This window comes from Rhodocytophaga rosea, from assembly GCF_010119975.1.
Taxonomy (GTDB): domain Bacteria; phylum Bacteroidota; class Bacteroidia; order Cytophagales; family 172606-1; genus Rhodocytophaga; species Rhodocytophaga rosea.
The window spans coordinates 5,556,483-5,577,882 of record NZ_CP048222.1 but is presented as its reverse complement, the minus strand read 5'-3'; the positions used below and the strand labels follow the sequence as shown (position 1 = coordinate 5,577,882).

15 protein-coding genes are annotated in these 21,400 nt (G+C 41.3%); 6 read left to right on the top strand and 9 right to left on the bottom strand.

What is annotated here, in order from left to right; translation table 11 throughout:
* Position 1: 1 nt before the first annotated feature.
* The gene (locus tag GXP67_RS23075; protein WP_162445295.1) at positions 2–538 is read right to left on the bottom strand and encodes a MarR family winged helix-turn-helix transcriptional regulator; all 537 of its coding nucleotides are present in this window, start codon (positions 536–538) and stop codon (positions 2–4) included.
* A gap of 182 nt (positions 539–720) precedes the next feature.
* Positions 721–936 (bottom strand): hypothetical protein, encoded by a 216-nt coding sequence (locus GXP67_RS23070; RefSeq protein WP_162445294.1) that lies wholly within the window; start codon positions 934–936, stop codon positions 721–723.
* Positions 937–1,454: 518 nt separating this feature from the next.
* Between GXP67_RS23070 and GXP67_RS23065 the strand changes: the two genes are divergently transcribed.
* Positions 1,455–2,159, top strand: coding sequence for a hypothetical protein (locus tag GXP67_RS23065; RefSeq protein WP_162445293.1), 705 nt, complete (start codon positions 1,455–1,457; stop codon positions 2,157–2,159).
* A 68-nt stretch (positions 2,160–2,227) separates the two neighbouring features.
* On the opposite strand, the gene GXP67_RS23060 is transcribed toward GXP67_RS23065, so the two are convergent.
* The 4 genes from GXP67_RS23060 to GXP67_RS23045 all read right to left on the bottom strand — a co-directional run bounded on the left by GXP67_RS23060 (position 2,228) and on the right by GXP67_RS23045 (position 9,308).
* A complete protein-coding gene (locus tag GXP67_RS23060) occupies positions 2,228–3,049 on the bottom strand; it encodes a hypothetical protein (protein ID WP_162445292.1) in 822 nt (273 codons plus the stop codon).
* A gap of 29 nt (positions 3,050–3,078) precedes the next feature.
* A complete protein-coding gene (locus tag GXP67_RS23055) occupies positions 3,079–4,596 on the bottom strand; it encodes a SusD/RagB family nutrient-binding outer membrane lipoprotein (protein ID WP_162445291.1) in 1,518 nt (505 codons plus the stop codon).
* 24 nt (positions 4,597–4,620) lie between these two features.
* Positions 4,621–7,743: a SusC/RagA family TonB-linked outer membrane protein gene (locus GXP67_RS23050; protein ID WP_162445290.1), complete on the bottom strand. Its 3,123-nt coding sequence runs from the start codon at positions 7,741–7,743 to the stop codon at positions 4,621–4,623.
* A gap of 437 nt (positions 7,744–8,180) precedes the next feature.
* Positions 8,181–9,308: an NAD(P)/FAD-dependent oxidoreductase gene (locus GXP67_RS23045; RefSeq protein WP_162445289.1), complete on the bottom strand. Its 1,128-nt coding sequence runs from the start codon at positions 9,306–9,308 to the stop codon at positions 8,181–8,183.
* Between the two features lie 802 nt (positions 9,309–10,110).
* On the opposite strand from GXP67_RS23045, the gene GXP67_RS23040 reads away from it, so the two are divergent.
* From GXP67_RS23040 to GXP67_RS23025, 4 genes are all read left to right on the top strand, one after another.
* The gene (locus GXP67_RS23040; protein ID WP_232064544.1) at positions 10,111–12,348 is read left to right on the top strand and encodes a TonB-dependent receptor; all 2,238 of its coding nucleotides are present in this window, start codon (positions 10,111–10,113) and stop codon (positions 12,346–12,348) included.
* A 95-nt stretch (positions 12,349–12,443) separates the two neighbouring features.
* Positions 12,444–14,573, top strand: coding sequence for a DUF4331 family protein (locus GXP67_RS23035; RefSeq protein ID WP_162445287.1), 2,130 nt, complete (start codon positions 12,444–12,446; stop codon positions 14,571–14,573).
* 107 nt (positions 14,574–14,680) lie between these two features.
* Positions 14,681–16,003 (top strand): tetratricopeptide repeat protein, encoded by a 1,323-nt coding sequence (locus tag GXP67_RS23030; protein ID WP_162445286.1) that lies wholly within the window; start codon positions 14,681–14,683, stop codon positions 16,001–16,003.
* A gap of 7 nt (positions 16,004–16,010) precedes the next feature.
* Entirely contained in the window at positions 16,011–16,685 is a 675-nt protein-coding gene (locus GXP67_RS23025; RefSeq protein WP_162445285.1) for a HupE/UreJ family protein, read from the top strand.
* Between the two features lie 11 nt (positions 16,686–16,696).
* On the opposite strand, the gene nth is transcribed toward GXP67_RS23025, so the two are convergent.
* The 3 genes from nth to GXP67_RS23010 all read right to left on the bottom strand — a co-directional run bounded on the left by nth (position 16,697) and on the right by GXP67_RS23010 (position 18,304).
* A complete protein-coding gene (gene nth, locus GXP67_RS23020) occupies positions 16,697–17,365 on the bottom strand; it encodes an endonuclease III (RefSeq protein WP_162445284.1) in 669 nt (222 codons plus the stop codon).
* 128 nt (positions 17,366–17,493) lie between these two features.
* Positions 17,494–17,730, bottom strand: a complete 237-nt coding sequence (locus GXP67_RS23015; RefSeq protein ID WP_162445283.1) for a hypothetical protein — start codon at positions 17,728–17,730, stop codon at positions 17,494–17,496.
* Positions 17,705–18,304, bottom strand: coding sequence for an RNA polymerase sigma factor (locus GXP67_RS23010; RefSeq protein ID WP_162445282.1), 600 nt, complete (start codon positions 18,302–18,304; stop codon positions 17,705–17,707). Before GXP67_RS23010 ends, GXP67_RS23015 begins: the two co-directional genes overlap by 26 nt.
* Before the next feature lie 244 nt (positions 18,305–18,548).
* Here GXP67_RS23010 and uvrA point away from each other — a divergent pair, with 244 nt between their 5' ends.
* Complete coding sequence (uvrA, locus tag GXP67_RS23005) at positions 18,549–21,368, top strand: excinuclease ABC subunit UvrA (RefSeq protein WP_162445281.1); 2,820 nt, start codon at positions 18,549–18,551, stop codon at positions 21,366–21,368.
* Positions 21,369–21,400: the final 32 nt, after the last annotated feature.

The following is a 21,400-nucleotide window of genomic DNA, read 5'->3' as shown; positions in this document are numbered from 1 at the left end:
ATTACTGATTTTCTACCTGTACCAATAGTCGTTTTTTCCGTTTGCTTGTGGCTGATGGAGTTATTTTTCCGTATTTAATTGCTGCTTCTTCCACTGGTAAGTCAGACATATTCACATAGATTTGATCCAGTAACTGGAAGAATATTTGTTTCTGCTCATCGGTAAATCCTTTAAACGCATTTTTTTCAAGTTCGCACAAGGCTTCTTTAATAGCTGGCAGTTCATTTTTTGCTTTTTCAGTCAGGATCAGCAAATGCTCTCTTCTATCTTTGTTATTTACCCTGCGCCGGACATATCCTTTTTTTGCCAGGTGATCCACAATTCTTACAACCGATGCCTTATTGGTTTTAAAATGATCGGAAAGATTCTGCTGGGTAAAAGTTGCATCCGCCTGTTCTAATACCACCAGTATCCGGAAATACTTATCCAGATCAATGTGCGAAAGCTTCTGTACCATGGCACCGGCAAAATGCTTGGTAAGAAAACTAAAATAAAGCCCTAAAGGAGCTACACCTTCCTTCCATTTTTCTTTACTCATCAATTGATAAACTCCTGTTCCTGAAAATAGTTTATGTTATAAATAGTTTACACTGTAAACGATATAGTCAAAAAATAAAAACTTCTCACATTTCACCTTTGCTTACGTTCATACATCCATTACCATACCTTCCGCATCCCGTGTGCTATGGCACTCCGGTTGACAAATGAGTTTGCTGTTGTTTATCTTTCTGTGATACTTTCCAGCTTTGATTCTTGTTTTGAAGCACTTTTCTTAACAAGTTTGACAGAGAAACGGCCAATCAAATAGCATCCATACATAACAGGCACAGCATAGGTCTTTACTATATCCATCTTGCCAAACTGATTTAATGCCAGTAAAATAACGGCTGTTCCAACTATAAAAGCTGCATCAACTAAGGCGTATTTATTCATCATAAAATTATGTTTTTACTATCTGACTTTCTTGTTAATTTCCTTCTGTTGCAACAAGTAAATACCAATCCCCCGCCCATATTATGCCAGTACCTAACAAGATAATGTGCAAATTATGCTTTTTGTTACCGGAACTTTACAACTATTAGACTGTTGGGGTTATTCTTTCGACACTCCGGCAAATTACTCGACCAAATCCGGTATATTATGCCCCTGCTACCTTTTATGCTATTTTGTTACTCGCTTTTATGAAATAACAGGCAAATTAAGGCTGTTGCCCATAGAGTAGTGTTAATGAATTGTTAAAGAGATATAAAGGTGGTACTGATCCACAGTGTTCACAAATGAATTTAACAAAAAGATAATAGTTATAATCATCCTCAAACTTTTGTAAACAGATTTATTGGATATACCCTGCTTTACAGGCAACCTTATAATATTATAATCTGAGCCGGTTAAAAAGATTCTATAAAACACTATATTTTCGTTAATTTGTTTTGTATTTAACTTTCTATTGATCTATGCACAAATTTATTTTACTATGTTTTTTTGGAACTCAGTTGTTGTTGGGGATTCATGCGGTTGCTCAATCTATGCCGGGCAAATCTATATACCTGGGTTCCAATGCAACCGGAAGAATAGATGAAATTCCTTACGAAACGCCCGAAACCAAGGGGTCTACTTATCTGTCTGATAATTGGTATATAGGCACCATCTACTTATCTAATAACAAAATAATTGAGAACTATCCACTCAAGTATGAGGTAGCTAAAAGGCAGATTGAGATCAAAGTAGACAATAAAGTAAAAGTGCTTCAATCAGACGGCGTATCCAGATTTGAGTGGTTTGATACGGAAAAAGGGACTACAGTAAAATTTGCAAACCCAAAAAATTTTACTTTTCAGGGTATTCAAACCGTTGGCTTCTTTCAGGTAGTTCTTGAGGGTAAATGGAGTTTGTTTTCAAGAATAGAAGTTGAAAAAGTAAAAGGCAATTATGTAGCTGCTCTGGATATGGGTGACGCATCCAGCAGGATTGTAAAGAAGGAAAAATTATATCTCGCGATAGAAAATCAGGTAGTTGAAATAGCCAAGGACAAAAAGGATTTTGCTGCTCAGTTTGGCGCACTCAGCGATAAAGTATATGAATTTATCAAGCAACATAAACTGAGTGTGAAGAATAAGGAAGATTTAACGCAGGTTTTAATTTTTGCCAATACCTTATAACCACCAATACTCCAACAAAAAAGGAGCATATTATATGCTCCTTTTTATTTATGGGTAATATAATTTAATTAATCCACCACTTTGATTAATTTTTCAGTGATCACCCTAGTAGATGCATTGTATTCATAATTGATGTATAGCGTATCTACACCATTTACATTATCCAATCCAACGTGGCCACTTCCGGTAATGGGTAACCCATTTACATCTCCGGCAATAACCTCAATTGTTCCGTCTAAGGCAATTGAGAAAGTAAACGGATAGTTTCCTAAATCACCGGTCTGGTCGCAGGAATACTCAGTAGCGCTCAAAGACGAAACTGCTTTTTCTATATCTTCATAATCACGGGGAGACGTAGGATGGGCAAAATGGCCTGATGCGATATAGGTGCCGGCAAACCGGCTGGAAATGGTAATCCTTTGCTTTCTGCTAGATTCAAACATATTTCCATCCTGCAGTTTAGATACAAAACGTAATTCCCAGAAATCGCCAATACCTAAATCTGTTTCTGAGGCTGGCAATGGCGCACCACTCAACTGTAAACCATTAATCAGGCTTGCATAATTCTCTGTAATGGTTTTTGTAACATTGGTAGCTTCGCTTACATCAATTGTTTTGCTGAGTACTTCATTGGTCCAGGCACCGGCGGCTACACTATAGAATTTCTTATATACATCTATTGAGCTAACCTTTGGACCTTGCAATACTTGTAGATCAATATCGAGATCCGAAGTACCTCCTACTACATAATTTATGCCTGCAGAAACCGGAGAAATCAAACCACCTTCTCTGGCATTTTTTGTAACCTTTACTTCTGGTTCTTCGCAGGAATTAAGCATTCCAGCGGATAACAAAAGCGCACATATATAAAATTTTAAAGTTTTTTTCATGATTGTAAATACCATTAGTAAGTAAACAATTAATTATCCCACCACACTTTGCTATTGAGTGTATTACCACCGGCAAGTCTAGCCACAGCCTCAGATACATTGCTTGAGTTCCGGCCTTCTTCATCAGATGGATAAGGCAATCTTACAGGAATCTGTCCGGCATTGGCGCCATCTTCAGCAGGTACCAGTACTGGAAAACCAGTTCTTCTCCACTCAAACCAGGCTTGTAATCCCTGGTCGAATAAGGCCAGGTATTTTTGCTCGGCAATCAACTGAAGCCCATTAGCGGCATCGTATGGATTAATACTAATGTAATAAGCTATTTCCTCTGCTACAGTGGTGAAGTTGGCAGGATTAGCGCCGCCATAATGTACGCCATCCATGTCATCAAACACGGCTTGCATGGGTTCTTCAAACTGTTCGAAAGAGGCTGTAATACCGGCCTCATAATATTCCTGAGCCTTGGTATCACCACCGTCTATATATCCTTTTTTGGCAGCTTCAGCCAGAATGAAATTCAGTTCGGCAAAAGTCATAATAGGAGCCGGGGCATCGGGCGCTTGAAAATAAGGGCCCATATCAGAAACATTGGTTAAACCATAAGCTGCTGCTTTAGATGATAACAAACCATTCGGAATACCAGCGTACTGGTTGCTGCCGTTTACATCCATATACACAAACTTTCTGGAATCATCCCGGTCTGTAAGCATATTGAGTAAGTTTTCACTGATGCGGTGGTCATCTCTGGTTTGCCGGTTGGTATGAATAGGGTGATCATCTGGACTGGCTTCCAGGAAAAACAAAGTTGCATTGTCATCATTACTTGTGAAAATCGGATAAGTGGCCGGATCATTTACAATCTTGCGCATTCCTGCCGAAACATCTACTTTGCCAGACATACGGAGCATAAGCCTTAAAGCCATAGAATTCGTAAATTTCTTCCATTTTTCAATGTCTCCATCATACATGATATCTCCATCCACTTCTTTGCCGCCTTCAGAAAGCAGGGAGTTAGCAGTATCTAAGGTTGCGATCAGCATAGGATAAATATCCTCCTGTTTGTCATATTTAGGACTGGCAACCCCTCTATCTCCTTTAAAAGCTTCTGTATAAGGCACATCGCCGAAAAGATCGGTAAGCATTGCTATATTATACGTGCGCATCGTCATGCCGATTCCTTTGTAATTATCATGCTCTGCTTTGGTGGCCAGCTCAATAATCGTCTGGAAGTCTTTACCGGATGCTGCATAATAACTGCTCCAGGTATTATTCATAGTTCCTACCCGTGGGATATAGCGGTCTTCATCGGTATACTGGATTTTAGCCATATGCTGCACCCAGCCAGAGCCTATTTCCCCACCCAGATCAACAGAGTGTGTACGGGTTACTGTACTCTCTATAGCATTACGTAGCAACAGGTTAGGAGTCGCTACCTCAGCTCCATTGGGGTTTTTATTTAATTCTTCAAAGCCATCGTCACAAGCGCTTACCATCAACAGGGAAGCCAGTGCCAGAGACATTGTTTTGATATATTTTGATGTGATCATAATCGTAGGTAAATAATGGAATGATTAGAATTTAAAATTAACATTGAATCCTACACTTCTGGCAGAAGGAAGTTGTCCAAATTCAAGTCCCTGCACATTGGAGTTACTAAAAGCCGTTTCAGGATCTACGTGAGGCACATTCGTACTGATCAGCCACAGGTTTCTTCCTACAACAGATAGGCTTACATCTCTGAATGGAACACGGCCGAACAGTTTATTAGGAATGGTGTAGCCAAGTTTTACTTCTCTGAGTTTTACAAAAGAAGCATCGAATACACTACCCTCTGCCAGGTTATTATCGAAAGCAGCCTTATTATAATTCTCTGCTGTAACGGCTACATCATTTGGCACATATTCAGGTGAATCCGCTATGCCTATGTTTTTAACGCCATCGCCTACAATTCCGCCTTCTCTGCCTTTTACGGTTTCTTCCAGCACACCAGCATAGCGTCCCCAGGTAGAGGTCATAGAATACAGGTCGCCGCCTTTTTTAATATCAATTAAGAAGCCCAGGTTAATCCCTTTAAAAGAGAAGCTATTGTTGATACCTCCTACCCAGTCTGGCGTATAATTACCTAATACTTTTAAAGCAGGATCTCTTTGCGGTAATCCATTCAGGTGAATAATATTTCCATTCGGATCTCTCTGATAGCCATATCCATACAGTACGCCAAAAGGCTGTCCAGGACGTGCCTGCACAAGCAAACTCCAGTAAGAACCGATGTTATACTCACTGATGCCTGCCGGCAGAGAAACCACTTCATTTTTGTTACGGGCAAAGTTAAAAGTAACATCCCACTTGAATCCATTGCTCAATTTTAAAGGCGTTACATTTAACAGCAATTCAACGCCTCTGTTGCGGATCTCACCAGCATTTACAAATCTGGCCAGAGAACCGGAAGCCCCGGATATATTGATCTGAAGGATCTGGTCTACGCTGCGGCTATCATAATAGGTAGCATCCAACGATACTCTATCATTAAACAAACGTATATCTGCTCCTACTTCGGTTGAAGTAGAAATCTCCGGTTTTAATTCAGGGTTTAAGATAGTATTGGGTACAGTAAGCGCAGGATCGCTACCCCATCCATCAGCATCTCCAAAATTAAATACCGGTAACAGGCGGTATGGATCAGTATCAGAACCTACCTGTGCCCAGCTTCCTCTTACTTTCAGGAAAGATAAAACATTAGACTGCAGACCTATCATTTCTGTAATAACCCCACTTAAAGAAACGGAAGGATAGAAATAAGAATTATGCGCTTTTGGCAAGGTACTCGACCAGTCATTGCGGGCGGTAAAATCTAAAAACAGATAATCTTTGAAACCAATCTGTCCTGCTCCATAAAAGCTGTTGATCTGCTTGCGATACAAGGCATTGGAAGCCTCCTGTGCCACAGAAGAGTTACCTACATTGTATATACCTGGAACTGTTAAACCAGGGGCCCGTACGCCATTGTCCTGTGTCCGTTGGGTCATGCGGTTACCACCTACGCTTAAGCTCAAAGAGAAATTTTCTCCAAGGTTTTTATTAGCAGACAATAAAAAGTCGGAGTTTACTTCAGCAAAAGTCCGCTTGAATTCAGCGTAATCACCTGCAGGTGCATCATTAAGATCTCTAACATCTATTCTGTTTGTACTTAGGTTGTTGTAATAATCTGTACCGGTACGTACAGAAGCTGTTAACCAGTCTGTCAGCTGGTAACTTAATTTCACATTTCCGTATAATCTGTCTCTTTCAAATGTATTTTTGTTCTCATTTAAAATGAAATAGGGATTCATGTGGTAGTTATAGTTCCAGCTAAATGGTTCTCCATCTTCATTTACATAATTTTTTAAGCGGCCAATATCCACCTGACGTCCAAACCATACCAGTTGCTGCATTACGTTTTGTCCACTGTAACCGTATCCGGGGATATTATTACTTTTTGAGTTTACATAATTAGCTGTACCTTCCATCCGGAATTTATCAGTGAGTTTTACACCAGCATTTAAAGAGATGGTATTTCTTTTGAGTTCTGTGGTAGGAACCATCCCATTTTGAGAAAGATTGGTCAGGGAAAGTCTGGCATTGGCTTTTTCGTTGCCGCCTGAAATAGCTACGTTGGTAGTAAACGTTTGCCCGGTTTTGAAAAAATCTTTTACATTATTAGGATGAGAAACCCAGGGTTCAGGAATCAGTTTTCCGCTTGCATCTCTCTGAGAGAAAAACTGAGGAATCATCAATCCGGCATCTAATTTTGGTCCCCAGCTTTCGTCTACCCCATCATTTACACCACCACCGGCTCCATCTACAAATTCAAACTGCCCGCCGGAACCTTGTCCATAGCTATTCTGATATTTAGGCAAAATCAAAGGATTTTCAAAGGTAGAATTGAAATTGACAGAAACCCCTAATCCTTTGGTTTCAGCGCCTGATTTAGTAGTAATCAATACTACGCCATTAGATGCTCTGGAACCATACAGGGCAGCTGCATTAGGTCCTTTTAACACAGTAATGCTAGCAATATCATCCGGGTTAATATCGGCAGCGCCATTACCCAGGTTAACACCTTCATTACCGGTGCCGCCAAAGTTTCCATTGCTTATCGGCACACCATCTACTACAAAAAGGGGCTGGTTATTTCCGGATATGGAACGCGCTCCTCTGATTACTATTCTTGATGAGGCACCTACACCAGGAGATCCGGTAATCTGTACACCGGCTACTTTACCGGAAAGTGAATTCACTACGTTAGTTTCACGGGCTTGTGTGAGCTGCTCATTATTAAGTTTCTGTACTGAATATCCCAGAGACTTTTGTTCCCGCTCAATACCAACGGCTGTTACTACTACTTCTGAAAGTGCCTGTACATCAGAAGCCAGGTTTACATCTACTACTGAACGGTTCCCGACAGCAATTTCCTGGGTGGTAAGGCCAATAAAACTGAATACAAGGGTAGTGTTAGCAGGCACACTCAAGGAATAATTTCCTTCAGCGTTAGTAGTGGTTCCAATATTTGTACTTTTTACAACAACGTTTACTCCCGGTAGGGCTGTTCCGTCGTCAGCGGAGATAACTTTCCCGCTTACTGTTCGATCTTGTGCTGCGAGTGGATGCATGGCCGCCGCAAACAAGATGAGATACATGAGTAGAATCCTCTTCATTTGTTTTTAGGTTTAGAATGTAAGGGTAAAAAAAATAAATAATGAAAACGGAAATTATGAATAAAATTTCTTCATTACCAAAAAATCATGTAATATTTTTTGCATTATTCGGCAAGTACAATTTTTTTATCGTTAAATACTTATTACTGCCAATAGACTTAAAAGGAGGCTCAAATAGCTAAAAAACCCAGTTAAATGGAAAAAGTCCCCTTTCAGAGAATAAAATTTGGCATCCGGGCTAAATTAGTGATAGCTTATAGTAGAAAAAGGATATTGGGCAATTCAGAGAAGTTTTTATACTTTACCAATAATTCTTCATTAGATAAGTTTTTCTATTCGCAGAAAGGTGAATACTCATGTAAGATCAGGCCTTAAAAATGAGACTATAAATGGTATTCTGGATTTATTAAAACCCACTCCTTCGAATATTAGATTTATTATGTCATCTGTTGAGTTAGTTCTTCTGCAACGGCTCCGGCCAGAGAAACGCCCATCCCATTACAGGCAAAACCAACACTTAAGTGGGGAGAAACTTTTTTAATAACAGGAAATTTATCGGCTGAGAAGCCCATAATGCCGCTCCAGGTCTGCTCTATCTCGAAAGTTTGCCCAGGCAAAATATCGTGTTGCAATATGTGTTGTAAGGCAGCAAAAATGTGTGGATTAGATTCAAATTGGGTGGTAGTTTCCTGTTCAAAAGCCAGGTTACGGCCGCCGCCAAAAAGCACCCGCTTTCCTACATTACGGAAATAATAATAGCCTTCTTCGAAATGAAAAGTACCTTGCCAGGGGAGGCTGGAAATAGGCTTGGTGATTAATACTTGTCCACGGCCAGGTTGTATATTCAGGTCTGGAAGCAGGCTACTCGTAAATGCATTGGTACACAGTATTCCATAGTTAGCCTGAAAGGCAAAGCGGCCCTGTGGTTTTTCCTGCACATAGATGCTGATTCCAATCGCATTTTCTTCTATGTGTGTTACTTCAGTTCCGGTATGGATATCAACCCCTTTTTCCTGCGCTAAGCGTAGTAATGCCTGCATGAGCTTTCCGGTATGTATGTGGCCTTCATAGGGATTATATACCATCGTATGAAAAGTCTGCTGGTTAAAACCAAAAGACTGGATCAGGTCTTTCCGGAGAGAATACACAGGTTCGGAAAATATATCTTTCAGCAGGCTATTAATAGTGTCTATTTCATCAACTGCCGGCAGGTCTTTTTCGAAAATAAGTTCGTACCCTCCTACCGGCTGATAATCCATAGCGGCATCACCCAGCCTACTACGCAGCCATTGAAGTCCCCTGATGCGGTTTTCTATCACATACCGGGTTTTATCCCAGCCATTGATATGTAAATCGGACAGTATTTCTGTAAGTGAGCCAAAGCAAGCAAAGCCGGCATTGCGGGTACTCGCTCCGGTGGGAAAAATACCTCTTTCCAGCACTAATACAGAATTTTGGGGGAACTTTTCGCGGATGGCAATGGCTGTACACAAACCAACAATTCCGCTGCCAACAATAATAGTATCATATTGAAGAAAAGACTCTTTTTCCCAGAAACTCAGCATAAGCAGATCAAAATGTTAAAATGCAGTAATCTGTTTTAAAATAGAATGTTACCCATAAGACCTAAACTACTATCTAGAAGATAAGAATTGTCATAAAAATTATAAAAATATTTAATTAAATCTGTGTCATTCTGTAGAATGAATACGTAAAATGCATCACCAGCCGGTTAAAAAGAATATTCCTGCCATCATCTCAACTACAATACATTAATAATTTAATTACTATATCATTTCTGTTGGTTTTTGCTATGCATATTGTTTTTTCCACAAAAGTTATGTATTAGCCTCAATCTCATTATTTTATAATCTCTGAATAGAGAAATACTTAAACAATAATAATATTTCATTGTTATTGTGTATGGTTGGTATTGGCTACAGGTATCTTTAATCAAGATATGCCGTATTGCAGAATCTGGATTATATCAATAGTATATTAAAAAAAATTGAGAACATTAAATCCAGTTGCTTTCAACTCCCGTATGTTTGGCAATTCAGTTATACAAACCTTAACTACCTAACCTATGAAAAATAATATACTCCCCTTGTCCCTCTATACCTGAGGAAATTCTCTCACAGTCTATTTAGCAATAGAGAATAAAAACAGCTGTACTGGCTGTAGAGTATCATTTCTCTTGCTGTAAACCGGAATTTTGTCGCATGCTTCAATAAGGCACTTTATCAGGTGCAATGATAAACTCTTGCCTTTGGATTTTTTAATTCCTCCATACTTACCAATCAAACATCCTTAACCATTTTAGTTCTAACCGACTAAATTATGTACCTAAGCTTACTACTATTCTGTATGGGCTGTCTGTTCTTTCCGTCTCTAACCATTGCCCACGAAATTTCTATCAAAGGCATTGTATATGATAAAGAAAGCAACACTCCCTTACCAGGTGCTCATATTGTACTGGAAAGTACCGGCAAAAGCACGACTAGTGATGCGTTTGGCACCTACTATTTTGCAGACTTAGCTGAAGGCAGCTATGAGCTAAAAATTTCATTCATTGGCTACGAAACCAACCGTATTACGGCTGTTGTCAAAGCTGGAGAAACGACAACACTGGTTTCGCATTTGCCTACTGCCAGGTTAGAACTGTCAGAAGTTACGATAGCGGCAGGTGTACAGTCGCCTGTCAATTCAATTAGTGGGATAGATATTAAACTTCGGCCTACCCGTTCGGCACAGGATATGTTACGTATGGTGCCGGGGCTATTTATTGCCCAGCATGCCGGTGGCGGAAAAGCAGAACAGATATTCCTGAGGGGTTTTGACATTGACCACGGTACTGATATTAACCTTACTGTGGATGGCTTGCCGGTAAATATGGTGTCGCATGCCCATGGGCAGGGTTATTCTGACCTGCATTTCCTCATCCCGGAAACCGTAGAAAGTATCGATTTTGGAAAAGGGCCTTATTACAGCAACAAAGGCGATTTTACCACGGCAGGCTATGTTGGTTTCCAGACGAAAAATGCCCTGAAGAAAAGTATGTTCAAACTGGAAGGCGGGCAGTTTGACACGTATCGTGCGGTGGCCATGCTGGATGTGCTGGGCGAAAAGAGTAAAGAACAAGGACAAAGCGCTTACATTGCCTCTGAATATTTGTTTACAAACGGCTATTTCGATTCACCTCAGAATTTCAACCGGCTCAACTTGTTTGGTAAGTACAACCGCTACATCGATAACAATAAAATTCTGAACATTTCCCTTTCTATATTCAATAGCAAATGGGATGCTTCCGGACAAATTCCCCAGCGGGCGGTAGATGCAGGTATTATTGGCAGGTTTGGAGCGATTGATGATACCGAAGGCGGAAATACCAGGCGGAGTAATGTGAATGTACAACTTACCTCTATTCTTCCAGGTGGTGCTACCCTGAAAAATCAGATCTACTTTACCCGGTACGATTTTGAACTCTATTCCAACTTTACTTTTTTCCTCAACGACAGCCTCAATGGCGACCAGATCCGTCAGAAAGAGAACCGCAACCTGACCGGATATTTGGGAAGTTATACGCAAAGATCCCGGTTATTCAACAAAGAACTCATTACAGAAGCAGGTGTCGGACTGCGTTATGATGAAATACAGAATAATGAACTTTCCCGTACAAAATCCAGAAGAATTACCACAGCAAACGTGGCCCTTGGTGATATCGACCAGCTCAATGCACATGCCTATTTCGATGAAAAACTCATCTTATCTCCAAAGTTAACGCTTAATGCTGGTTTGCGGCTGGACGCTTTCAAATTTGCCTATGACAATCACCTCGATAGCGCCTATAGCCGGGAATCTGCTTCAAAAACCACCATCAGTCCCAAGCTGAATTTGAATTATGATGTTACACCTGGGTTGCGTTTGTTCCTTAATTCCGGAATCGGATTCCATTCCAATGATACCAGGGTTATAATAGAACAGAAGGGAAGTGACATTTTGCCGAAAGCCTATGGAGCAGAAATAGGCGTTCTGGCCAAACCAACCGATAAATTAATTATTCATAGTTCGCTGTGGCGGCTTGATCTGGATCAGGAATTTGTATATGTAGGTGATGAAGGCATTGTAGAACCCAGTGGCAAAACCCGCCGCTATGGAATTGACTTTTCCCTGCGTTATCAACTCACTAGCTGGCTATTTGCAGATGCGGATCTGAATCTGACCAGACCCAGGGCTTTAGCTACTCCCCAAGGCGAAGATTATATTCCCCTGGCACCTATGCTCACCAGTATCGGCGGCCTTTCTTTCCGGCTTACTAACGGGCTAAATGGAAGTATCCGCTACCGCTACCTGGGCGACCGCCCGGCCAATGAGGATAATAGCGTAATCGCCCATGGCTATTTACTGGCAGATGCGGTGCTCAATTATACCAGACCCAAATATGAGATAGGTTTTTCGATTGAAAATACCACCAATACCAGCTGGAAAGAAGCCCAGTTTGATACCGAATCTCGCTTACGCTGGGAACAGCAACCTGTTTCAGAGATACATTTTACACCTGGTACGCCCTTTTTCCTGAAAGTCAATTTAAGCTATTTCTTCTGATAAATGCTCCGGCTGACTTCTGTTAATCATATTTCTATTGTTTTTGCCTGTTTACCTATTCAATCAAACTTTTATCACTCAAAACCCTTATGTTAATGAAACCATTTTTAAAGAATGCCCTGAAAGCAACAACAGTCTTTTTGGCTGTTGGTGCGCTGCTAGCGACAAGTGCGCATTACGGATTTCTGGATGCCTCCAGTCACCGGGAAGCGCCTCTAATTGCAAATGACCCATTAGCCGATAATACGGACGTATATGCCTTCCGAAGCCCTGATGATCCAAATACCATTACTTTAATTGCGAACTATGTACCGCTTGCTTCCTCAGATGGCGGCCCTAACTATCATACTTTCGGAGAGAATATCCGGTATGAGATACGTGTTAAAAACAATCCTCAAACCAAATATGATGATATTATTTACCGGTTCACATTCAAAAAAGTGAATGAAGATCCTACAACTTTCTTCCGCATTCGCTTAGGCAAAGAAAACCAGAAAAATACCTATACCTGCGAACGCAGTATAGATGGAGGCAAAACATTCAGAACTATTATTAGTAATGGAAAAGTGCCGCCACCAAACATCGGACCTCGCTCTATTGAAGGAGCAGCAGGCTTAGGCACTTCTTACAGCGCTTTAGTACAGCAGGCGATCATGAAAGCAAGCACTGGTGAAACCATATTCTGCGGCCCTATCGAAGATCCGTTTTTCGTAGACTTAGGCGGTGCTTTCGACCTGGCTGGTTTCCGTCCTGGCGCAGGTGTGGATGCACTCAAATGCAAAAACGTAATGTCCATCGCAGTAAAAGTTCCTATTTCTACGCTGCAAAAAGACCATAAAAATGTAAGCCAGGCAAAAAATATTCTTGATCCTGACTTTGTTATTGGGGTATGGGCTTCTGCCAGCCGTCCAAAGGTAAAAACCTTAGGTGGTATGGGTAATGAAAATGTAGAAGGTGGCGTTCCAGGCAATGTGCTGATCGATGGAAAGGAAAGCTTTAGCGGTCCCTGGATTCAGGTTTCCCGTTTAGGCATGCCGTTGACCAACGAAGTAATTATGCCTGTTTCCCGCAAAGACTATTGGAACTCAGAGATTCCATATAATGAAGATGGAATTTTTGTATTTTATCACATGAATCCGGAACTGGCGCTGTACATGGATGATTCCCAGTTTGGAACAGCTGTGCCTGCCTTAGCAAACTTACGCATTCAGAGTAATTCCCTGCAGGCGTTTGATTTCCGCAATGGCAAAGATGGCTTGTACCCATTATGGTCAACTAAAGCAACCAAAGGCACCGCTTTCGACCGGGCTTTGTTTGGAGATTATTTACTACGCAAAGGAAAACCCCGTTCTGTAGATATTCTTCCTATCTTCATGACTGGCGTTCCTAATCTCGCTCCTTATCAGCTGGCTACCGGTAAAAATGGCAATCCATTGGCTGCAGGTAAACCATTTATCAATAATTTTCTGCCTACTTTCGGCGATATGCTGCGTTTGAATATGGCGGTACCTGTTACACCTCGTAACGATCCTAAGTTCAGTTCGCTTGGTTTAGTGCAGGCAGCTGTTCTGGGGCTTACCGATCCGGCGTATAACACCAATACTAAACTCGAATTTATACCTAATATGGATGGGTTCCCCAATGGCAGAAGGCTGGAAGACGATGTAACCCGTATCGAATTGCAGGCTGTGGGTGGCGTAGTACTGGCCGCTATCGGTTTATGGTATGATGATTATCAGGCTGGCAGCGCCAATCCGGTAACACAAGACCTGGTCGATGTATTGACCTTTACAACTGGCGTGGAGAAAAATGATGTTGCTTTCAAAACTTCTTTCCCTTATGTACAGGAACCACCAAGTGGGTATGATTTGCCTTGTGCTGATAATGGAGCGCAATCCTCAATCGGAGGACCATCATTAGAGGGTTTGGCCGCAAGTTCTGCCCTAAGTGTAGCTGCACCTGAAGCCATGATGACAAATTTCCCGAATCCGGCCATAGAAAAAACTACTTTCAAATACAGACTTGCCCAGGATGGCGAAATCTCACTCAAAATTTATGACCAGAATGGTGAGTTAGTTTCTTCCCCTGTAAACAAAGAATTTAAGAAAGCTGGTACCTATGAACTGGAAGTTGGGGTGAAACGCCTGAAAAGAGGCACATACTATGTAACCTTAGACAGTGATTCCAAAACCATTCAGTCTCTGAAACTAGTAGTAGCCAAATAAGAGCGATTAGTAAACAGGTGAAACAATAGAAACAGGTTGCCCTGATCTGATTATTTCAGGGCAACCTTTATAAATCAGTAAACAACCCACATTTCCATTCTGAAACTATGCTACGCAAATATTTTTACCCGGCTTTCCTTTCGTTGTTCGTCCTGCTGGTAGGTTTAATTGTGATTTTCGGGAAGAAAAAACCAGACATGCCAGAGCTTAAAAACAGAAATGCCATTATTTCTTCCACCAGTGAATGGCTCAATACCAAAGAAGCCATAGAAGGTTTGCTTATCACCTTACGCAAAGATCCGGGAAATAATGCGGCCCGCCTCAATTTAGCACTTGCCTATATCCAGGAAGCCAGAATTACCGGCGACCATACTTACTATGACAATGCGGCTTTAGATTTACTGGAAGAAGTACTAAAAAAAGAGCCTGAAAATGTAGATGCACTGTGTGGAAAGGCCAGTGTATACTTATCTGCACATCAGTTTGCAGAAGCTATACCAGTTGCTCAGAAGGCCATAAAACTCGATTCCCACAAAGCTTTTTCGTATGGTCTACTGGTAGATGCGTATGTGGAACTGGGAGAGTATGAAAAAGCAGTTGAAACTACTGATAAAATGGTATCCGTCCGCCCGGATATACGCTCGTATTCCAGGGTTTCTTACTTACGGGAAATTCATGGAGAGTATGCCGGCGCTATTGAAGCAATGGATATGGCGGTAAAAGCCGGAATGCCAGGACTGGAACAAACCGCATGGGCGAGAGTGAACTTAGGTCAGTTGTATGAACATACCGGAAAACTTGCCGAAGCTGAAAATCAGTATCTCATGGCTTTAGAAGAACGTCCGAATTATGCCTATGCCCTGGCTGGATTAGGAAGAGTAGAAAAAGCAAAAGGCAATTATAAACAAGCCCTACAACACCTCGAAAAAGCCGGGCAATCTATCAATGAACTTTCCTTTATCAGCGAAATGGCAGAAGTATATTCATTAAGCCGGCAAACTGAAAAAGCAACGGCTGCCAACAATAAAGTAATTGAAGCGATAAAAAATACCCACGTATCCGGTGGCAAACTCCAGCATTTTGCAGATCTGGAACTGGCAGAAGCCTATGTGCAAAATGGGGAATATGATCTGGCACGTAAACATGCTTTAGCTGAACATAAACGCCGCCCTAAAAATATCGATGTAAACCATTTGATTGCCTGGGTAGCATACAAAAAAGGAAATTATAAGGAAGCTGGCCAATATATGGAAACAGCCTTACGTACCCATTCGCAAAACCCCACTCTGGTATACCGGGCAGGATTAATTCAATTAAAATCCGGCAACAAAGAGAAAGGAATAGCATTGATGCAGCAGGCCCTATCTACGAATCCATTCTTATCACCGGACTTGAAAGCAGAAGGGCAAAATTACCTGGCGATAAAATAAGCGGCCTATGAAGATTCAAGCTTTCAAATATCATTTTATAGCAGCCATATTCCTGCTGTTAGCCAGTGTATCTCCAGTACTGGCACATACGGCTCCGGCAGATATACCTGATCTTTCCGGAACGGAAGCAGCTTGGTTATACCTGAAACTAGGATTTACACATATTCTGCCATTAGGCTACGACCATGTGTTATTTGTACTGGGCTTATTCTTCCTGAGTCCGAAATTAAAAACAGTATTCTGGCAAGCTACTGCTTTTACAGTGGCACACTCTATTACCCTAGGGCTGGCGATGTACCACATTATTGAACCTCCGGCTTATCTGATAGAACCGATTATTGCCCTATCTATCGCTTTTGTAGCCCTGGAAAACCTGGTAACTGATCAGTTAAAATGGTGGCGGACTGCTATTGTATTTGGTTTTGGCCTCATCCACGGCTGTGGCTTCGCAGGTGTATTGAGCGAACTAGGAATGCCTTCCAATCATTTCATCACTGCGTTGCTCACATTTAATGTAGGCGTAGAATTGGGTCAGTTTACAGTGATTGCCATTGCCTATCTGCTCGTAGGCCGGTGGTTCAGCAATAAAGCCTGGTACCGGAAAAGAATTGTATATCCGGCCTCGTTGTTTATTGCTATTACCGCTTTCTACTGGACGATTGAACGTATATTTTTTAGTTAAACTTGCCAGGATCAAGCATTTGTTGAAATAGCGTTACCAGCTACATTCTGCTCGTAATATTTACAAAAATGGGTAAGCTGGCAGATCTCACATTTGGGTTTGCGGGCTACACATATGTACCGGCCATGCAAAATAAGCCAGTGATGTGCTTTGGCAATATACTCTTCCGGAATATGTGGCGTCAGTTGTAATTCTACTGCCAGAGGAGTATTGGCATTTTCATCAGCTAAACCCAATCGTTTTGAAACCCTGAACACATGGGTATCTACGGCCATCACCGGCTGGTTCCATACAATAGAAGCAATTACATGGGCGGTTTTGCGTCCTACTCCTGGCAGTTTCTGCAACTCTTCCACCGTAGCTGGCACTTCTCCATTAAAGTCATTGACCAGCATCTGTGCCATTCCCAGTAAATGTTTGGTTTTATTATTTGGATACGAGACACTGCGGATATAAGAATATACTTCATCAAAATGACTTTTTGAAAGGTCATGTACGGTTGGGAAGCGATCAAATAATGGAGGCGTAATCATATTGACCCGTTTATCTGTACACTGGGCACTCAAAATTACAGCCACCAGCAACTCATAAGGGCTGTTAAAAGATAGTTCTGTCTGAGGCTCTTCGTAGTTCTTAGTAAAATATTCTATAAAGTGTCTGAACCGCTCTTCCTTCTGCATATCAAATGTAGTGAATAGGTGATGGAGTGAATGAGTGATTATTAAAAATATTAGTCAAAATTAAAACAAAAAAGTGAATAAGTAACTGAATCGCTCAATTACTCATTCACTCCATCACTCATTAGAAATTACTTTACCGGATGCAAATTACAATCCCGCGAGTAGGCTAAAATATTCTGAATTGCTCTTTCAGAAGGGCCTATATCTATTTTGTTCAAGTCTTTTTTTAGTGCAAGCATTTCATCATAAAAATCTTGCAATTGAGAATCGGTGAGCAAAGTATAGGCGATCAGCTCACTTTCTTCTTCAGGGGTTTCATTGTATACGTACCTGATAACGTCATTTTGGGTAAAGGTTTTGATCATAGTTTATATTATATTTAGTCATTTGCTTCCGCAAGTTGATCAACGCGTACCGCATTCTACCCAACGCTGTGTTGATACTTACCCCTGTTGCTTCAGCTATTTCCTGGAAACTCATGTCTGCATAATGCCGCATCATAAGCACTTCCTTCTGCTGCTCCGGCAGTTTTTGTATCATGTCCTTCAGCCGCTCGTGCGTCTCCATCCTGATCTGTACAGACTCGGCAGAATCTTCTGCAAAGTTGAGTGTATTAAACACATTGCTGCCATCTTCCAGTATTACCGTAGGATAACGTTTCTCCTTACGGAAATAGTCTATGGCCAGGTTATGTGCAATACGTATAATCCAGGGTAAAAATTTTCCTTCTTCGTTATACCTATCTGTTTTTATGGTATGAATTGCTTTTACAAAGGTATCCTGCAATAAATCCTCAGCAATATAAGAATCCTTAACAATCAGATAAATAGTGGTGTATACCTTCGACTTATGTCTTCTTACCAGTAATTCAAAAGCTTTTTCGTTTCCGTTTCTATAAAGTGATACCAAAGCGCCATCACTTATTACACTTTTTTCCATTTGTGAATACTCATTTAGTGAACGTAAAGCTTTATATCATATTATATGGTTTAGAAGTTATTTTAAATTTGAGAGAGCTATTTTCAAAGCTAAGCATTCGCCTTTGAATTAGCAAGTGCCTGAAATAGCATGTAAGGAAATAGTATATTTTTATTACAGTAAAATACAATATTTTTTTGATAGCTGCAACATGTGTACCATAATTTCTATTCTTTCTGCCCGACTATGCGTATCTTTGTAAGATATGGAAAGAGCAAAAGAGGCGGTTATGCCGCCGCAAACCATCGATGAACTGGACCCAAAAGAATACATTATTATCAAGGGTGCCAAGGTAAATAACCTCAAAAATTTAAGTGTTGCCATTCCCCGCAATAAAATGGTCGTGATCACCGGACTCTCTGGTTCCGGTAAATCTTCTCTGGCTTTTGATACCCTATTTGCCGAAGGACAGCGGATGTATGTAGAAAGCCTGAGTTCATATGCCAGGCAGTTTTTGGGACGTATGGAAAAACCAGAAGTTGAATATATTAAGGGTGTTTCTCCGGCCATTGCGATCGAACAAAAAGTAAGTACCCGCAATCCCCGGTCTACCGTAGGCACCAGTACCGAAATATATGATTACCTGAAATTATTATTTGCCCGCATAGGCATTACGTATTCTCCGGTTTCCGGACAGGTCGTGCGCCGGGATACAGTAACAGATGTGGTAGATTATGTGTACACCTTCGAGGAAGGGCAGCGCTTTATGATCACCGCCCCGCTCCGGCACGATAAAAGCCGTACGCTGAATGATGAATTAAAAGTATTGCTTCAAAAAGGCTTTACCCGGCTTTCTGTCGATGGCAACCTGCTTTTTATTGAAGAAACCCTGGAGAAAGGTACCAAAGGCATAAAGCCAGCTAACATTCATATTCTCATTGACCGCAGCACCGTAAACCACGAAGATGAGGATAACCGTTTTAGATTATCAGATTCAGTACAAACCGCTTTTTATGAAGGAGAGGGCGTATGTATCGTGGAAATGCTGGGTAAAGAAACCCGTACGTTTTCAGATAAATTTGAACTGGATGGAGTCACTTTTGAAGAACCCAGTATCAATCTATTTAGTTTTAATAATCCCTATGGTGCCTGCCGCCGCTGCGAAGGATTTGGCAAAGTACTGGGTATTGATGAAGATTTAGTGATTCCGGATAAAAATTTATCAGTATATGAAGGAGCCATCGCTCCCTGGCGCAGTGAGAAAATGAATGAATGGCAGGTGCCCCTGGTAAAAAATGGCATCCGTTTCGACTTTCCTATTCACCGGCCTTACCAGGATCTGACAGAAAAGGAAAAGCAATTGCTCTGGACCGGAAATGAATATTTTGATGGCCTGGATGCTTTTTTCAGATATATCGAATCCAAAACTCATAAAATTCAATATCGGGTGATGCTTTCCCGCTACCGGGGACGTACTACTTGTCCGGAATGTAAGGGAAGTCGCCTGCGTAAAGATGCAGCCTATGTAAAAGTGGGGGGCAAATCTATCACTGATCTGGTGCTGATGCCTGTTACCAAAACATCCCAGTTTTTTGAAGAACTCGAACTGGCACCGTATCAGCAGAAAGTAGCCGGACGAATTCTGGTAGAAATCAGAAACCGCTTGTCTTACCTGGATAAAGTAGGATTGGGTTATTTGACACTGAACCGCTTAACTTCTACCCTTTCCGGCGGAGAATACCAGCGGATCAAATTATCTACATCTTTGGGCAGCGCACTGGTGGGTTCGATGTACATTCTGGATGAGCCCAGCATTGGCTTGCATCCACGCGATACGCAGAAACTCATTAGTGTGTTGGAAATGCTGCGGGATTTAGGAAATACGGTAATTGTGGTAGAACATGAAGAAGAAGTAATGCGGATGGCAAACCAGATCATTGATATTGGCCCGGATGCTGGTTCACATGGAGGTGAATTGGTGTTCCAGGGAAATCTGGATGAGATCAGAGAGGCAGATACACATACCAGCCGTTTCCTAAATGGTACAGACCAGATTACTGTGCCCAGAATTAAGCGCAGATGGACAGATTATGTGGAAGTGAAAGGCGGCAGAGAACACAATCTGAAAAACATCAATGTCAAATTTCCATTGGGTGTGCTTACCGTGGTAACCGGCGTGAGTGGTTCTGGTAAATCTACACTCATTAAAAAAGTATTATATCCGGCCTTGAGCAAAATTTATGGCAATTACAGCGATGAGTCTGCCAAGTTCGATAAAATAGATGGAAGCCTAAGTTTACTTACTTCGGTGGAGTTTATTGACCAGAATCCGATTGGAAAATCTTCCCGTTCCAATCCGGTAACGTATATCAAAGCCTATGACCTGATCCGAAACCTGATGGCAGATCAAGCATTGGCTAAAGCCAGGTCGTATAAACCGTCTCATTTCTCCTTTAATGTGGATGGAGGCCGCTGTGAAGTTTGCCAGGGAGAAGGCGAAGTAAAGATAGAAATGCAGTTTATGGCTGATATTTATCTTAAATGTGAAAGCTGTGGTGGAAAACGGTTTAAAGGCGAAATTCTGGAAGTGAAGTATAAGGATAAAGACATTGCCGACATTCTGGAAATGACCATCGACGATAGCATTACCTTCTTCGCTGACAAAAATAAACTACTGGAAAAATTGTATCCTTTGCAGGAAGTGGGTTTAGGATATGTACGACTGGGACAATCTTCTAATACGCTTAGTGGTGGAGAAGCTCAACGGGTAAAACTGGCTTCTTTCCTGGGAAAAGGCAATCCGAATCAAGGGAGTACTTTATTCATTTTTGATGAGCCTACCACCGGCTTGCATTTTCATGATATCAAAAAGCTGTTACATGCGATTAATGCTTTAGTAGAACAGGGAGACTCAGTGATTATTATTGAACACAATATGGATGTGATCAAGTGCGCCGACTGGATCATTGACTTAGGTCCGGAAGGAGGAGAAAACGGAGGTTATGTAACGTTTGCCGGTTTACCTGAAGATTTGATAAAACTAAATGATAACCATACCGCCAGATTCCTGCGGGAAAAGTTGTAGACAACAAAGCTTACTTAACTTGTAAAAAGAAA